General features: G+C 60.1%; 15 protein-coding genes. 13 read left to right on the plus strand and 2 right to left on the minus strand.

Annotation, left to right across the window (positions count from 1 at the left end):
* Positions 1–262, minus strand: a 262-nt coding sequence (gene rpsT / locus F8N49_RS16780; RefSeq protein WP_151551934.1) for a 30S ribosomal protein S20, incomplete at its 3' end; no start/stop codon positions are given.
* 252 nt (positions 263–514) lie between these two features.
* Between rpsT and murJ the strand changes: the two genes are divergently transcribed.
* From murJ to ispH, 6 genes are all read left to right on the plus strand, one after another.
* A complete protein-coding gene (murJ, locus tag F8N49_RS16790; RefSeq protein WP_016773124.1) occupies positions 515–2,053 on the plus strand; it encodes a murein biosynthesis integral membrane protein MurJ in 1,539 nt (512 codons plus the stop codon).
* Positions 2,054–2,182: 129 nt separating this feature from the next.
* Positions 2,183–3,121, plus strand: coding sequence for a bifunctional riboflavin kinase/FAD synthetase (ribF, locus tag F8N49_RS16795; RefSeq protein ID WP_016773125.1), 939 nt, complete (start codon positions 2,183–2,185; stop codon positions 3,119–3,121).
* Positions 3,122–3,134: 13 nt separating this feature from the next.
* Entirely contained in the window at positions 3,135–5,966 is a 2,832-nt protein-coding gene (gene ileS / locus F8N49_RS16800) for an isoleucine--tRNA ligase (RefSeq protein WP_151551935.1), read from the plus strand.
* Complete coding sequence (gene lspA / locus F8N49_RS16805) at positions 5,959–6,471, plus strand: signal peptidase II (RefSeq protein ID WP_151551936.1); 513 nt, start codon at positions 5,959–5,961, stop codon at positions 6,469–6,471. The genes ileS and lspA overlap by 8 nt, the downstream gene beginning before the upstream one ends.
* A complete protein-coding gene (gene fkpB / locus F8N49_RS16810) occupies positions 6,464–6,916 on the plus strand; it encodes an FKBP-type peptidyl-prolyl cis-trans isomerase (RefSeq protein ID WP_151551937.1) in 453 nt (150 codons plus the stop codon). The genes lspA and fkpB overlap by 8 nt, the downstream gene beginning before the upstream one ends.
* A gap of 206 nt (positions 6,917–7,122) precedes the next feature.
* On the plus strand, positions 7,123–8,067 hold the full coding sequence (gene ispH, locus F8N49_RS16815; protein ID WP_016773129.1) for a 4-hydroxy-3-methylbut-2-enyl diphosphate reductase: 945 nt from the start codon (positions 7,123–7,125) through the stop codon (positions 8,065–8,067).
* Here ispH and F8N49_RS16820 read toward each other — a convergent pair.
* Positions 8,024–8,593 carry a GspH/FimT family protein gene (locus F8N49_RS16820; RefSeq protein WP_016773130.1) on the minus strand — a complete coding sequence of 190 codons (570 nt, stop codon included), beginning with the start codon at positions 8,591–8,593 and terminating at the stop codon, positions 8,024–8,026. The genes ispH and F8N49_RS16820 overlap by 44 nt on opposite strands.
* Positions 8,594–8,723: 130 nt before the next feature.
* Here F8N49_RS16820 and F8N49_RS16825 point away from each other — a divergent pair, with 130 nt between their 5' ends.
* Genes F8N49_RS16825 through thiO form a run of 7 tightly spaced genes read left to right on the plus strand, consistent with a single transcriptional unit; the run spans position 8,724 to position 15,494 of the window.
* Positions 8,724–9,197 carry a GspH/FimT family pseudopilin gene (locus F8N49_RS16825; RefSeq protein ID WP_122698535.1) on the plus strand — a complete coding sequence of 158 codons (474 nt, stop codon included), beginning with the start codon at positions 8,724–8,726 and terminating at the stop codon, positions 9,195–9,197.
* Positions 9,194–9,643 (plus strand): type IV pilus modification protein PilV, encoded by a 450-nt coding sequence (gene pilV, locus F8N49_RS16830; RefSeq protein ID WP_071173641.1) that lies wholly within the window; start codon positions 9,194–9,196, stop codon positions 9,641–9,643. Before F8N49_RS16825 ends, pilV begins: the two co-directional genes overlap by 4 nt.
* Positions 9,640–10,353, plus strand: coding sequence for a PilW family protein (locus F8N49_RS16835; protein ID WP_071173640.1), 714 nt, complete (start codon positions 9,640–9,642; stop codon positions 10,351–10,353). Before pilV ends, F8N49_RS16835 begins: the two co-directional genes overlap by 4 nt.
* 10 nt (positions 10,354–10,363) lie before the next feature.
* The gene (locus F8N49_RS16840) at positions 10,364–10,843 is read left to right on the plus strand and encodes a PilX N-terminal domain-containing pilus assembly protein (protein ID WP_122506676.1); all 480 of its coding nucleotides are present in this window, start codon (positions 10,364–10,366) and stop codon (positions 10,841–10,843) included.
* Positions 10,830–13,919 carry a pilus assembly protein gene (locus tag F8N49_RS16845; protein WP_151551938.1) on the plus strand — a complete coding sequence of 1,030 codons (3,090 nt, stop codon included), beginning with the start codon at positions 10,830–10,832 and terminating at the stop codon, positions 13,917–13,919. The genes F8N49_RS16840 and F8N49_RS16845 overlap by 14 nt, the downstream gene beginning before the upstream one ends.
* A gap of 15 nt (positions 13,920–13,934) precedes the next feature.
* Entirely contained in the window at positions 13,935–14,336 is a 402-nt protein-coding gene (locus F8N49_RS16850; protein ID WP_151551939.1) for a type IV pilin protein, read from the plus strand.
* A gap of 57 nt (positions 14,337–14,393) precedes the next feature.
* The gene (thiO, locus tag F8N49_RS16855; protein WP_151551940.1) at positions 14,394–15,494 is read left to right on the plus strand and encodes a glycine oxidase ThiO; all 1,101 of its coding nucleotides are present in this window, start codon (positions 14,394–14,396) and stop codon (positions 15,492–15,494) included.
* Positions 15,495–15,520 lie beyond the last annotated feature (26 nt).

Genomic DNA, 15,520 nt, shown 5'->3' on the forward strand with positions numbered 1-15,520 from the left:
CTTTCAGCGCTTTGACGTGGCCATTCAGACGGCTCTTATGACGAGCAGCCTTGTTCTTGTGGATGATGCCTTTATCGGCCATACGGTCGATAACTGGCACAGCCAGAACGTATGCAGCTTGAGCTTTTTCAGCGTCTTTTGCGTCGATGGCCTTAACTACATTCTTGATGTAGGTACGAACCATGGAACGCAGGCTGGCGTTGTGGCTGCGACGCTTCTCAGCCTGTTTTGCACGTTTTTTGGCGGAAGGTGAGTTGGCCACCGTCGAGCTCCTCGAAAGACTTTTTAGGAAATAGCAAACAAAATAGGCCGCGAATCATGCCGATGAAGACTTGTCTTGTCAAGGGCACTTGAATCGTTCCGCTAAGTGGTAGGTATAAAGAGGCGGGATATTTATTTCCGGCGCTTGACCTGTAAACTCGCGAGCTTTGGCTCTGTGCTGTTGCGGCGCGGAGTATCGCACAAGTAGGCGCATTGTTCGCCTGCTGTTTATCGACAGGCACAAACTCTCTCAATGAATCTGCTCAAATCGTTGGCCGCCGTCAGCTCTATCACGATGCTTTCCCGGATTCTGGGTTTTGTTCGTGACACGCTGATCGCGCGGACATTCGGCGCCGGGATGGCCACGGATGCCTTCTTTATTGCGTTCAAACTGCCCAACCTGCTGCGGCGCATCTTTGCCGAAGGGGCTTTCTCCCAGGCGTTCGTGCCGATCCTGGCCGAATACAAAAGCCAGCAGGGCGAAGAGGCGACGCGCACCTTTATTGCCTATGTGTCGGGCCTGCTGACGCTGGTATTGGCGGTGGTGACGGCGCTGGGCATGATCGCCGCCCCTTGGGTGATCTGGGCCACAGCGCCCGGTTTTACCGATACCCCGGAAAAATTCCAGCTCACCTCCGATCTGTTGCGGGTGACCTTTCCTTATATATTGCTGATCTCGCTGTCGTCGCTGGCCGGCGCGATTCTGAATACCTGGAACCGCTTCTCGGTGCCGGCCTTCGTACCGACTCTGCTCAACGTCAGCATGATCGTGTTTTCGCTGTTCCTCACGCCGTATTTCGATCCGCCGGTCATGGCGCTGGGGTGGGCGGTGTTGGTCGGCGGTCTGGCGCAGTTGCTGTATCAGCTGCCGCACCTGAAAAAGATCGGCATGCTCGTGCTACCACGCCTGAACCTGCGCGACAGCGGCGTGTGGCGGGTGATGAAGCAGATGCTGCCGGCGATTCTCGGCGTATCGGTCAGTCAGATTTCGCTGATCATCAACACCATCTTCGCCTCGTTTCTGGTCGCAGGTTCAGTGTCGTGGATGTATTACGCTGACCGCTTGATGGAATTGCCGTCGGGCGTGTTGGGTGTGGCACTGGGCACGATTCTGCTGCCGACACTGGCCAAGACCTATGCCAGCAAGGATCGTCACGAGTATTCGCGAATCCTCGATTGGGGGCTGCGCCTGTGCTTTGTGCTGGTGCTGCCGTGCGCATTGGCGCTGGGGATTCTTGCTGAACCGCTGACTGTTTCATTGTTTCAGTACGGCCAGTTCAGTGGCTTTGATGCCGAGATGACCCAGCGTGCGCTGATTGCCTATTCTGTCGGCCTGCTCGGGATTATCGTGATCAAAGTGCTGGCGCCGGGCTTTTATGCGCAACAGAACATTCGCACCCCGGTGAAAATCGCGATTTTCACGCTGGTCTGCACGCAGTTGTTCAACCTGGCGTTGATCGGCCCACTGGCCCATGCCGGCCTTGCCTTGGCGATCAGTGCCGGTGCTTGCCTGAACGCCGGGCTGCTGTTCTATCAGCTGCGCAAGCAAAAGATGTATCAACCGCAACCGGGCTGGGGCAAATTCGGCTTCAAGCTGGTCGTTGCGGTGACCGTGATGTCGGCGGTGTTGCTGGCGGGCATGCATTTCATGCCCGCGTGGGATGAGGGGCATATGCTCGAGCGCTTCCTGCGCCTGGGCGCGCTGGTGGTTGCTGGCGTGGTGGCGTATTTCGGTATGTTGCTGCTGCTGGGTTTCCGCCTGCGCGACTTCAATCGCAAGGCCTTGAGCTGAGGTTTCAGCCTTTATCGACAGGCACGGGCCGGCGGTTTTGTCGGCTCGTTCACTTTGCGTTACGGTGTTGCCTGTCGTCGGCCGTCGGGTGTGGTTATAATCGACCACTTTATGAGCAAGAAGCGCGTTATGCAGCTGGTTCGAGGCCTCCACAACTTGCGCCCCCAGCATCGGGGCTGCGTCGCCACTATTGGCAACTTTGACGGTGTTCACCGTGGTCACCAGGCTATCCTGGCCCGGCTGCGTGAGCGTGCGCTCGAGTTGGGCGTACCCAGCTGCGTGGTGATTTTCGAGCCGCAGCCACGGGAGTTCTTTGCTCCCGACACCGCACCGGCACGTCTGGCGCGGTTGCGCGACAAGCTGCAATTGCTGGCCGCTGAAGGCGTCGACCGGGTGTTGTGCCTGGCGTTCAACCAGCGGCTGAGCAAGCTCAGCGCCAGTGAGTTCGTCGATACCATTCTGGTCGATGGCCTTGGCGTGCAGCATCTGGAGGTCGGTGACGATTTCCGTTTCGGTTGCGACCGCCTCGGCGATTTCGATTTTCTGATGCAGGCCGGGCAGGTTCACGGTTTCACCGTCGAAGCGGCGCAAACCGTCGAGCTGGACGGCATTCGCGTCAGCAGCACGCAGGTGCGCAACGCCTTGGCTGCGGCCGATTTTGCCTTGGCCGAACGCTTGCTCGGCCGTCCGTACCGCATCGCCGGTCGCGTGCTGCATGGGCAGAAACTGGCCCGGCAACTGGGCACGCCCACTGCCAACATTCAACTCAAGCGTCGTCGCGTGCCGTTCACCGGGGTCTACCTGGTGAATGTCGACATCGACGGCAAGACCTGGCCCGGTGTCGCCAATATTGGCGTGCGCCCTACGGTGCAAGGGGATGGCAAAGCCCACCTCGAGGTCCATCTGTTAGATTTTGCCGGCGATCTGTATGACCGGCGTTTGACGGTGGTTTTCCACCAAAAGCTGCGTGAAGAGCAGCGCTTCGCCTCTCTGGAGGCATTGAAAACGGCGATCAATGCGGATGTCGCCACCGCCCGTGCACTAGCCGCACCTAGCGCCCATCGCTAATGAAGAGCCTTAAATGACCGACTATAAAGCCACGCTAAACCTTCCGGACACCGCCTTCCCAATGAAGGCCGGCCTGCCACAGCGCGAACCGCAGATCCTGCAGCGCTGGGACAGTATTGGCCTGTACGGAAAGTTGCGCGAGATTGGCAAGGATCGTCCGAAGTTCGTCCTGCACGACGGCCCTCCGTACGCCAACGGCACGATCCACATCGGTCACGCACTGAACAAGATTCTCAAGGACATGATCATCCGCTCGAAAATCCTGTCGGGTTTCGACGCGCCGTATGTCCCGGGCTGGGATTGCCATGGCCTGCCGATCGAGCACAAGGTTGAAGTGACCCACGGCAAGAACCTCGGCGCGGATAAGACCCGCGAGCTGTGCCGTGCCTACGCCACCGAGCAGATCGAAGGGCAGAAGTCCGAGTTCATCCGTCTCGGCGTGCTCGGCGACTTCGCCAACCCGTACAAGACCATGGACTTCAAGAACGAGGCCGGTGAAATCCGCGCCCTCGCCGAAATCGTCAAGGGTGGTTTTGTCTTCAAGGGCCTCAAGCCGGTGAACTGGTGCTTCGATTGCGGTTCGGCTCTGGCTGAAGCGGAAGTCGAGTACGAGAACAAGAAGTCCTCGACCATCGACGTTGCATTCCCGATCGCTGACGAGGCCAAACTGGCTGCCGCGTTCGGTCTGGCGTCGCTGAGCAAACCTGCTGCGATCGTGATCTGGACCACCACCCCGTGGACCATCCCGGCCAACCAGGCGCTGAACGTGCACCCGGAATTCAACTATGCCCTGGTCGATATCGGCGACAAGCTGCTGGTGCTGGCTGAAGAGCTGGTCGAAGCCTGCCTGGCGCGCTACGGCGTGGAAGGTTCGGTCATCGCCACCACCACCGGTAAAGAGCTGGAGCTGATCAACTTCCGTCACCCGTTCTACGATCGTCTGTCGCCGGTGTACCTGGCTGACTACGTCGAACTGGGCGCAGGCACCGGCGTGGTTCACTCCGCCCCGGCCTACGGCGTGGACGACTTCGTGACCTGCAAGAAATACGGCATGGTCAACGACGACATCCTCAACCCGGTACAGAGCAACGGCGTGTACGTGCCGTCGCTGGAATTCTTCGGCGGCCAGTTCATCTGGAAGGCCAACCCGGCCATTGTGGAAAAACTGACCGAAGTCGGTGCGCTGATGCACACCACCGTCATCGAACACAGCTACATGCACTGCTGGCGCCACAAGACCCCGCTGATCTACCGCGCTACTGCGCAGTGGTTCATCGGCATGGACAAGGAGCCAACCAGCGGCGACACCCTGCGCGTGCGCTCGCTCAAAGCCATCGAAGACACCAAGTTCGTTCCGGCCTGGGGCCAGGCGCGTCTGCATTCGATGATCGCCAACCGTCCGGACTGGTGCATCTCGCGTCAGCGCAACTGGGGCGTGCCGATCCCGTTCTTCCTCAACAAGGAAAGCGGCGAGCTGCACCCGCGTACCGTCGAGCTGATGGAAGAAGTCGCCAAACGCGTTGAAGTCGAAGGCATCGAAGCCTGGTTCAAACTCGACGCCGCCGAACTGCTCGGTGATGAAGCGCCGCAATACGACAAGATCAGCGACACCCTCGACGTCTGGTTCGACTCCGGCACCACGCACTGGCACGTCCTGCGCGGTTCGCACCCGATGGGCCACGAGAGCGGCCCGCGTGCCGACCTCTACCTGGAAGGTTCCGACCAGCACCGTGGCTGGTTCCACTCGTCCTTGCTCACCGGTTGCGCCATCGACAACCACGCGCCTTATCGCGAGCTGCTGACGCACGGCTTCACCGTGGACGAGTCCGGCCGCAAGATGTCCAAATCGCTGGGCAACGTGATCGCGCCGCAGAAGGTCAACGACACCCTGGGCGCCGATATCATGCGTCTGTGGGTCGCTTCGACCGACTACTCCGGCGAAATGGCCGTGTCCGAGCAGATCCTGCAGCGCAGCGCCGATGCCTACCGTCGTATCCGTAACACCGCGCGCTTCCTGCTTTCCAACTTGACCGGTTTCAATCCGGCCACCGACCTGCTGCCTGCTGAAGACATGCTGGCGCTGGATCGCTGGGCGGTGGATCGCACGCTGCTGCTGCAACGCGAGTTGCAAGAGCACTACGGCGAATACCGTTTCTGGAACGTCTACTCGAAGATCCACAACTTCTGCGTGCAGGAGCTGGGTGGTTTCTACCTCGACATCATCAAGGACCGCCAGTACACCACCGGCGCCGACAGCAAGGCCCGGCGCTCGTGCCAGACCGCGCTGTTCCACATCTCTGAAGCGCTGGTGCGCTGGATCGCGCCGATCCTCGCCTTCACTGCTGACGAGCTGTGGCAATACCTGCCGGGCGAGCGTAACGAGTCGGTGATGCTCAACACCTGGTACGAAGGCCTGACCGAGCTGCCGGAAGGCTTCGAGCTGGGTCGCGCCTACTGGGATCGCATCATGGAAGTGAAAGTCGCGGTCAACAAAGAGATGGAAATCCAGCGTGCGGCGAAAGCCGTCGGTGGCAACCTGCAGGCCGAAGTGACGCTGTTTGCCGAAGAGGCGCTGAGCGCCGATCTGGCCAAGCTGAGCAACGAGCTGCGCTTTGTCCTGATCACCTCGACTGCCAGCGTCGCGCCATTCGTTCAGGCTCCGGCCGATGCAGTGGTCACCGAAGTCAGCGGTCTGAAACTGAAGATCGTCAAATCGGCGTTCCCGAAATGCGCGCGTTGCTGGCATTGCCGCGAAGACGTCGGCGTGAACCCGGAGCATCCGGAAATCTGCGGGCGTTGCGTCGACAACATCAGCGGTGCTGGCGAGGTTCGTCACTATGCCTGATGCCATTGGCCGTTTCGGACGGCTGAGCTGGCTGTGGTTGAGCCTGCTGGTCCTGGTCATTGACCAGGCCAGCAAGTTCTACTTCGAAAGCAAGCTCGAAATGTTCCAGCAGATTGTAATCATTCCCGATCTGTTCAGCTGGACGCTGGCCTACAACACTGGTGCTGCCTTCAGCTTCCTCGCCGACAGCTCCGGCTGGCAGCGCTGGCTGTTTGCGCTGATCGCCATTGTTGTCAGTGCCGTGCTGGTGGTCTGGCTCAAGCGTTTGGGTCGCAACGACACCTGGCTGGCCGTCGCCCTGGCGTTGGTGCTGGGTGGTGCGCTGGGCAACCTGTATGACCGCATTGCCCTGGGCCATGTGATCGACTTCATTCTGGTGCACTGGCAGAACCGCTGGTATTTCCCGGCGTTCAACATTGCCGACAGTGCGATCACCGTTGGCGCGATCATGCTGGCACTGGACATGTTCAAATCGAAGAAAACCGAAGAGGCTGCTCATGACTGAATCGCTATCGACTGAGCAACGCATCGGCCAGAACACCGAAGTTACGCTGCACTTTGCCTTGCGCTTGGAAAACGGTGACACCGTCGACAGTACCTTCGACAAGGCCCCGGCGACGTTCAAGGTCGGCGATGGCAACCTGCTACCGGGTTTCGAAGCCGCACTGTTCGGCTTCAAGGCCGGCGACAAGCGCACCCTGACCGTCGAGCCGGAAAACGCTTTTGGTCAGCCGAACCCGCAGAACGTGCAGACCATCCCGCGTTCGCAGTTCACCGACATGGAGTTGTCGCCGGGTCTGCTGGTGATCTTCAACGATGCGGCCAATACTGAATTGCCAGGTGTGGTGAAGGAATTCGACGACACGCAAGTGACCGTCGACTTCAACCACCCGCTGGCGGGCAAGACGCTGACCTTTGACGTGGAAATCATTTCCGTCAAAGCGATCTAAAAATGCAGGAGTGAGCTTCTGTGGCGAGGGGATTTATCCCCGCTGGGGTGCGAAGCGCCCCCAGACCAGTCAACGGATTCTCAGATAAGTCCGTTGACGGTCTACGACTGCTAAGCAGCCGAGCGGGGATGAATCCCCTCGCCACAACAAGCAGGTCTCCACAGTCTGTTTTCCATTGTTTTCGCGCGCAAGACACGAGGCACAGCATGCAAATCAAACTCGCCAACCCCCGTGGCTTCTGCGCCGGTGTGGACCGGGCGATCGAAATCGTCAACCGCGCCCTGGAAGTCTTCGGGCCGCCGATCTATGTGCGTCACGAAGTGGTGCACAACAAGTTCGTCGTCGAAGACCTGCGCAGCCGTGGCGCGATTTTCGTCGAAGAGCTCGATCAGGTACCCGATGACGTGATCGTCATCTTCAGCGCCCACGGTGTTTCCCAAGCCGTGCGCAACGAAGCTGCCGGTCGTGGCCTGAAAGTATTCGATGCAACCTGCCCGCTGGTGACCAAGGTGCACATCGAAGTCGCCAAATACAGCCGCGACGGTCGCGAGTGCATCCTGATCGGCCACGCCGGTCACCCGGAAGTCGAAGGCACCATGGGCCAGTACGACGCCAGCAATGGCGGCGCGATCTACCTCGTTGAAGACGAAAAGGACGTGGCCGCATTGCAGGTGCGCGATCCGGAAAGACTCGCCTTCGTCACCCAGACAACCTTGTCGATGGACGATACCAGCCGTGTGATCGATGCCCTGCGCACGCGCTTCCCCGCCATCGGTGGCCCGCGCAAGGACGACATCTGCTACGCCACACAAAACCGCCAGGACGCCGTCAAGCAACTGGCCGACGAATGCGACGTGGTGCTGGTGGTCGGCAGCCCGAACAGTTCCAACTCCAACCGTCTGCGTGAACTGGCTGAGCGCATGGCGACTCCGGCGTACCTGATCGACGGTGCCGAGGACCTGCAACAGAGCTGGTTCGACGGCGTCGAGCGCATCGGCATTACCGCTGGCGCCTCGGCACCGGAAGTGCTGGTCCGGGGCGTGATCCAGCAATTGCAGGCCTGGGGCGCGACCGGTGCCGACGAGCTGGCTGGCCGTGAGGAAAACATCACGTTCTCGATGCCGAAAGAGCTGCGCGTCCGTTCGATCTGACGCTTCTGCCTTTGTCGCACAGCGCCTGTTCAGTCTCCTGACTGCCCAGGCGCACGCGACCGGTCGCCGCCAGCACGATCTGCCGCTGGCTGACCGGTTCGCGCGGCGAGCAGATGTGTATTGTCCCCGCCTGAAATCGCCGTCCCGGCATCAGCGGCTGTCCCAGATGACTGAACCGCACGTAGCGGCTCACCCACCAATTGCCGACAATCGCCACCTTCGCCTCACTGGCGCGCTCCACCAGCAGCGGATTGCTGCTGTCCTCCGGCCCCTTGCCGCTTCTATCCAGAATGATCCGCCAACCCTGACTCCAGTCGCCGTCAATGCCATGGATCACCACACTTTGATTGTGGGTCATAGCCAGGGTGCGAGCGTGGCGGATGCCTTCGAGCAGCGACTGCGCTGCGTGGTCGCGCTGAGTCGCTTGCTTGAGCGCGGCGAACGCCGGGCTGACCAGCAGCAGAACAATTGCGCCAATCGCCAGTCCCATAAGCAGTTCAATCAGGCTGAAACCGTGTTGCGGCATGAAAAATCCCTCCGTGGAATGGTATGAGCAGCGCAATCCGTGCGCCGCGCAGGGCAAATCAGTCGGCGCGTGCCGAGCGAATGTTCTAGCGTGTAAAAGCAGGTATAGCCGACGGCAACGGAGGGCACCGATGGATCTTCGTACAAAAGGTTTCACGCTGGTCGAGTTGCTGGTCGCCATCGCGGTGTTCCTGATACTGATCACGCTGGCGGTGCCGGCCTTTACCCGTACGATCCAGAGCAGCAGGGCGGATACCGAAGTCGGCGACTTGCAGCGGGCGATCAATTTCGCTCGCCTCGAGGCAATCAATCGCGGCGTGACCACGCGTCTGCGTCCGACCGCCGGCGGCAGTGTGTGGACCGGTGAGCTGGCGGTCTACGACAGCACTGGCAATCCGGCCAATGTGTTGCGGGTTGTTCCAGCAATGAGCAGTGGCGCGACTCTGACGCTACCCTCAGGAGTGACCGCACTGGATTTCAACAATCTTGGTGGTCTGGCGGCACCGTCGACGGCGGTAGTCATCGGTTACACGCTGGGCACGCAAAGCAGGACGCTGAACGTGTGTTTGAACGGACGCATTCAACTGGGTGGAAATTGCGGATGAGGGCAGGGAGCAAAAACGCACAGGAGGGCATGACGCTGATCGAAGTGCTGGTCGCGTTGCTGATTCTCACCGTCGGGCTGTTGGGCGCAGCGGCGGTGCAACTCAATGCGCTGAAGTACACCGACAGTTCGCGGATGACCAGTCAGGCCAGTTTCATCGCCTATGACATGATGGATCGCATCCGCGCCAATTCCGGCGCCAACTACACCGTCACGCCACCGACCTCGGGCAATCTCAGTAATGCGCGGGACCAGGACCTCTACGATTTCACCACCAACATCGCCAACTTCGGCGGTCCGACCGCGACGGGCAGCATCACCCTCAATCAACGGGTCTACACCATCACCATTACCTGGAGCGATGCGCGCGCGGCGAACGCTGCCAGTGCCCAGCGCAGTTTCGTCCTGAGCAGCCGTGCGGCGGTCGATCCGGTGGCCACACCATGAAGCGTGCCAGCCGTGGTTTCGGCCTGATCGAGTTGCTGATTGCCCTGGCTTTGGGGCTGATCGTCGTGCTCGGCGTGGTACAGATTTTCATCGCCGCAAAAAACACCTACGTCGGTCAGAACAGCGCCGCAGCGATGCAGGAAGACGCGCGCTTCGTTCTCAGCAAAATGATTCAGGAAATTCGTATGGTCGGCATGTTCGGCTGCCTCGGCACCATCGTCGACTCCAGTTCTGCAGGGGATTTCAACACTGCGCAACTCATCCCGATCAGCTGGGATAACGCCAGTCTCAAGCTGACCATGGTCACCGCCGATGTCGGCAGCGGCGGGGGAACGCCGACCTGGACGGTGATTTCCGATTGTCGCAACAGCGCGGTCGCCTACAGCGGATTGCGCAGCCCGACCACGGGGCAGATTGCGTTCCCGATCCGGCGCCTGATCTACAGCTTCAGCAATAACCAGATCCTCATGGGCACTGGCAGCGGCAATCCGGTGCAGCAAGTGCTGGTCAACAATGTCAGCGCCTTCAACGTCACATTCGGTCTGGCCAGTTCGGCGACCGACGTCGCAGCCTCGACCTACAGCAGCAACCCTGGCGATCCGGCGCGCATCCGCAGCGTGCGCCTGAGCCTGACCCTCACCGACCCGAACAATCGGGTGCGCAATCAAACCTTCAACGTGGTTGCGGCATTGCGCAATCGCTTGCCATGAGGGGGCGGCGATGAGGATTTCCTTGCAGCAACGTCAGGCCCAGCGCGGCATGGTCTTGTTGGTCAGCCTTGTGTTTCTGCTGTTGCTCACATTGATCGGTTTGTCCTCGATGCAGAGCGCCAACCTGCAAGAGAAAATGGCCGGCAGCGTAAGCCTGCGCAATCAATCATTTCAGGCGGCCGAAGCGGCATTGCGTGTCGGCGAGAGCGCAGTGCAACTGGACAGCTATTCATTGGCGGTGTGCAGCGGCACGAGCCAATGTCTGCCGCCGGCGGAATCGTCATCGGTCAGCTCGGCAGGTTTCAATTCGACCTCCGGGGTGACCTGGATCGCTGCCGATAATGGCTTTTATGGCGTGCAGAACATCGGCACGACCCTGACGGCGGTGAACGTGCCAAGTAACACTTCGGCGACGTTGTATCGAGTCACTGCGGTCGGCATCGCCGGCAATTCGCGTAGCGTGGTGGAGAGTGTCTATGCGAAGTATTGAGCGCGGCGTGTCGCTGCTGATCGGCATGCTGCTGAGTAGCTACCTGGCGGCACCGGCCTGGGCTTTCACGCCTTCCGATTCGCCGCTGCTGAGCGCGGCAGCGGTGGCGCCGAACGTGATGCTGCTGATCGATGATTCGGGGAGTATGAACAGCATCATCTACGCGGCCGGATTCGACCCGAACGTCAACCGCACTCCAGCCCGGCAGTGCAATGCCTTCCTCGGCTTGTGCTCTGCACTCAATGCGCCGCAGATTACTGGCGACACGGTGTTTCTATCGAGCCTGCCGACTTCCGGGTGCTCGGGAGGCGCCTATGCGTTCTACAACAACAGCGTGGCGCCGTTGTGCCTCAAGCTCCCAGACCCGGTAGGCAACGAGAACACTCGGTATTCCGCCGATTACATTTCCTACATAGTCAGCCTGGCCAACAGCACCGGCACCCGCGACTTCACCACGGGGGCGATTCCCAACGATTACCGGATGAACGTGGCGCGCAACGTTTCCACCGCACTGGTGAGCAGCAACCGCACCTTGCGCATGGGCCTGTCGACATTCAATCCGGCGACGAGCAGCAACCCGGGCAACGGCGGTTTCATCGCCCGCTCGATCACCGATTTGTCACCCGTCGCGGGCAGCGTCACCCAGGCCCAGGCAGACACCAACTACAACGCGCTGATCTCATCGATCAACGGCTTGAACGCCGTGGCCAACACGCCATTGGCCGAGAGCTATTACGAAGTCACGCGCTACATGCGTGGCTTGGCGCCTTACTACAACGGCACACCGGCGACCTATACCAGTCCGATTCAATACCGCTGCCAGAAAAACTACGGCGTGGTGATTACCGATGGCTTGCCGACCTATGACCGTACCTTCCCGACCAACGATCCGCTGGGAGGCAGTCGCTTACCGAACTGGGATGGCGTGAATAACGATGGCGACAACCTCAACGGTGACGGCGAAGGCGACACGCTTTATCTGGATGACATCGCCAAATTCGCCTTCGACATCGACATGCGTTCGACCGGCACCGACGCCGCCGGCAAGAGCTGGAACGCGGTAGATTTTCCCCGGCAGAACATGAACACCTACACCGTGGGTTTCGCTGCGGATAACGATATGTTGTCCGACGCCGCCAGTTACGGGCAGGGCAGGTATTACCAGGCGACCGACAGCTCCGGGCTCAATGCGGCGTTATCGTCGGCACTCAGCGATATCACTTCCAAGGCCGGCTCCGGTGGTGCCGGTGTTGCCAACAGTAGTACGTTGACCAGTGGCAGCAGTTTTTACCAGACCACTTACGATCCCAAGGATTGGCGCGGCACGATCAGGTCGTTCGGCTTTACCTCGACCGGCACGGTAAATACCTCGGCGGCGCAATGGTCGACCGACACCACCATCGTGCCCTCTGCCACAGCGCCGACTTTCCAGTCATGGAACACCTTGAGCAACACGCCCATTGCTCTGGCATTCGGCAGCTTTTCCCCGGCCCAGCAGAACACGTTGAATCAGGGCCTGCCCACCGGTGTCAGCGGCACTGAACTGGTGGAGTGGAGCAAAGGGACCAACAGGGCCGGGCTCAAAGTTCGCAGTGCGCTGCTGGGCGATATCATCAATTCGCCGCTGGTGCTCGCGTCGCCTTCGGACAAGACCGCATCCGACTTGACGGGTGACAGCAGTTACACCAACTACCTGACCACCAAGGCTGCGAACATGAATACCAGTCTGGTGGTGAACGCCAACGACGGTTTCGTCAATGTGATCAATTCGACGAACGGCACCCGCCGTTATGCCTACATGCCCTCCAGCGTGCTGCCTTCGTTGCGGCTGATTGCGGATACCAATTACGTCAACGGCGTCAGCCACAAGTTTCTCGTGGACGGTCAGGTCGGCGTGTTCGATGCGCAGGCCGGCACCACCTGGAGAACGCTGGCCATTGGCGGAACGGGGGCCGGTGGCAAAACCTTCTACGGACTGCAACTGTTCGATGCCTCGGCAGGCAACGTGATCAAGGCACTGTGGGAAGTCAGTGCGCCGGCTATGGCCAATGCGTCGAATGCTTTCAATGATCTGGGTTACGCCTACGCCCGTCCGGAAGTGGCACGCTTGGCCAATGGTCGCTGGGCGACATTCATCGCCAATGGTTACGGCAGCAATTCGGGGGTTGCGGCTTTGTATGTACTGGATGCAATGGATGGTTCGCTGATCAGGAAAATCGTCATCGACAGCACGGAAACCACTAACGGTCTGTCTTCGGTAAAACTCAGGGTCAATTCCTCGAACGTGGTGCAGGCTGCCTACGCTGGTGACCTGAAGGGGCGTATGTGGAAATTCGACTTGAGCGCACCCGGGGCAGAAAGCTGGGGCGTGGCGTTTGCCGGCAAGCCTTTGTTTACAGCCCCGGGTGGGGCAACGCAGCCGATCACCGCGCAACCGCTGCTGGCGGATAATCCGCAGGGCGGCAAGCAAGTGTTCTTTGGCACCGGCAAGTTCAACGAGACTGCCGACAAGACCAACAAGGATCTGCAGGCGTTCTATTCAATCTGGGATGCAGAGGGTGGGGCCGGCCAAATCACCGTCAGCAGTTTGCAAGCACAGGCGATAACCGGTTCGTTCTCCGGCAGTTCCGGGCAGTTCCTGACCACCAGCCAGAATGAAACGACCTATCCGGGAGAAAAAGGCTGGTATCTGCCGCTGGTGTATAACAACGTGCTGACCGGTGAACGCGTGATCAATCAGGCCAGTCTTGTGTTGGGGCGAGTTGTTTTCGTCACTGCCAGCGTCGATACCACCGACCCGTGTTCGAGCTTTGGTACGGGCCGACTGGTCGAACTCGATGCGTTCAACGGTAAGATGCTCAACTACGCCGTGATCGACACCACCGGTGACCGTTTGGTCGACAGCAACGATACGATATCCAGTGGCGTGATTTTTACCGGCGGCATTCCGACCCTTAACGTCATTTCCGCCGGTGGTACGGGAAAGGTCGTGACCGACACCAGTGGCGTCATCACCACCATTGTAGAGAAGGGTGGCGGTGGCAGCCGTCGTATCATGTGGCGACAAATCCAGTAAGCGAGAATTTGAGGCATGCGCAGAACCAGCCGAGGTTTTACCCTGATCGAGATCATGATCGTCATCGCGATTATCGGGATCATCCTCACCATCAGCATCCCCAGCTACAACGAATACGTGAAGAAGGGCCGTCGCGCCGAAGTGGTCTCGCTGCTCTCGGAGCAGGCGCAGACCCTCGAACGCTTCTATACCCGCAACAATGTCTACACCGGCGTCACCGGGCTGAGCACGGGGAATGATTTCTACACCATCACCCCGACGCTGACCGACCAGACCTTTGTGCTGACCGCGACGCGTAAAACCGCCTCGGCCATGGCCACCGACAAGTGCGGGGATTTCACCCTGACCAACACTGGCGTGCGAAGCATGAACAACGCGACCACCGGAGTGACCGCCAAGGATTGCTGGGGCCGCTGACGCATTCTTTTTCGGGCGCCTTTTGCGCCCACTGTCTTTTTTACGGTTGGATCAAACATGACCAGGCAACAGCAAGTGGTGATTGTCGGCGGCGGGGTGATTGGCCTGCTCACTGCCTACAATCTCGCCTCCGAAGTGCGCAGCGTGGTGCTGCTGGATCGCTCGAATGTCGGCCAGGAATCGTCCTGGGCTGGCGGCGGCATCGTCTCGCCGTTATACCCGTGGCGCTACAGTCCGGCAGTCACCGCGCTGGCGCATTGGTCGCAGGATTTTTATCCACAGCTCGGCGAGCGCTTGTTTGCCGACACTGGGGTTGATCCTGAAGTGCACACCACTGGTCTGTATTGGCTGGATCTGGACGATGAAGCCGCAGCCCTGGCCTGGGCCGCGCGGGAAAATCGGCCGCTGCGGGCTGTGGATATCTCGGCGGCACATGACGCGGTGCCGGTGCTCGGCAGCGGTTTCAGCCGAGCGATCTACATGGCCGATGTCGCCAACGTGCGCAATCCACGGCTGGTCAAATCGCTGAAAGCCGCGCTGCTGGCGCTGCCGAACGTGACGATTCACGAGCAATGCGAAGTCAGTGGTTTCGTCCGCGAGGGCGAGCGCGTGGTTGGCGTGCAAACCTCCACTGGGGTGATGAGCGGCGACGAGTTTGTGCTGACAGCGGGGGCGTGGAGCGGTGATCTGCTCCAGACGCTGAGCCTGACGCTGCCGGTCGAGCCGGTCAAAGGCCAGATGATTCTCTATAAGTGCGCGGCTGATTTCCTGCCGAGCATGGTGCTGGCCAAGGGGCGATATGCGATCCCGCGTCGCGACGGTCACATTTTGATCGGCAGCACGCTGGAGCACGAAGGCTACGACAAGACCCCGACCGATGTAGCGCTGCAAAGCCTCAAGGCCTCGGCGATCGAATTGTTGCCGGCGCTGGCGGATGCCGAAGTGGTCGGGCAATGGGCGGGGCTGCGGCCGGGGTCGCCGGAAGGCGTTCCGTTTATTGGCCGGGTGCCGGGGTTCGAGGGGTTGTGGCTGAACTGCGGGCATTACCGCAACGGGCTGGTGCTGGCGCCGGCATCGTGTCAGTTGTTTGCTGACGTGATGCTGGGGCGGACGCCGATTATTGATCCGGCGCCGTATGCGCCTGAGGGCCGCCTCTAGAGCAAGGTCAAAAGATCGCAGCCTTC

The organism is Pseudomonas sp. GXM4, from assembly GCF_008923895.1.
Classification (GTDB): domain Bacteria; phylum Pseudomonadota; class Gammaproteobacteria; order Pseudomonadales; family Pseudomonadaceae; genus Aquipseudomonas; species Aquipseudomonas atacamensis.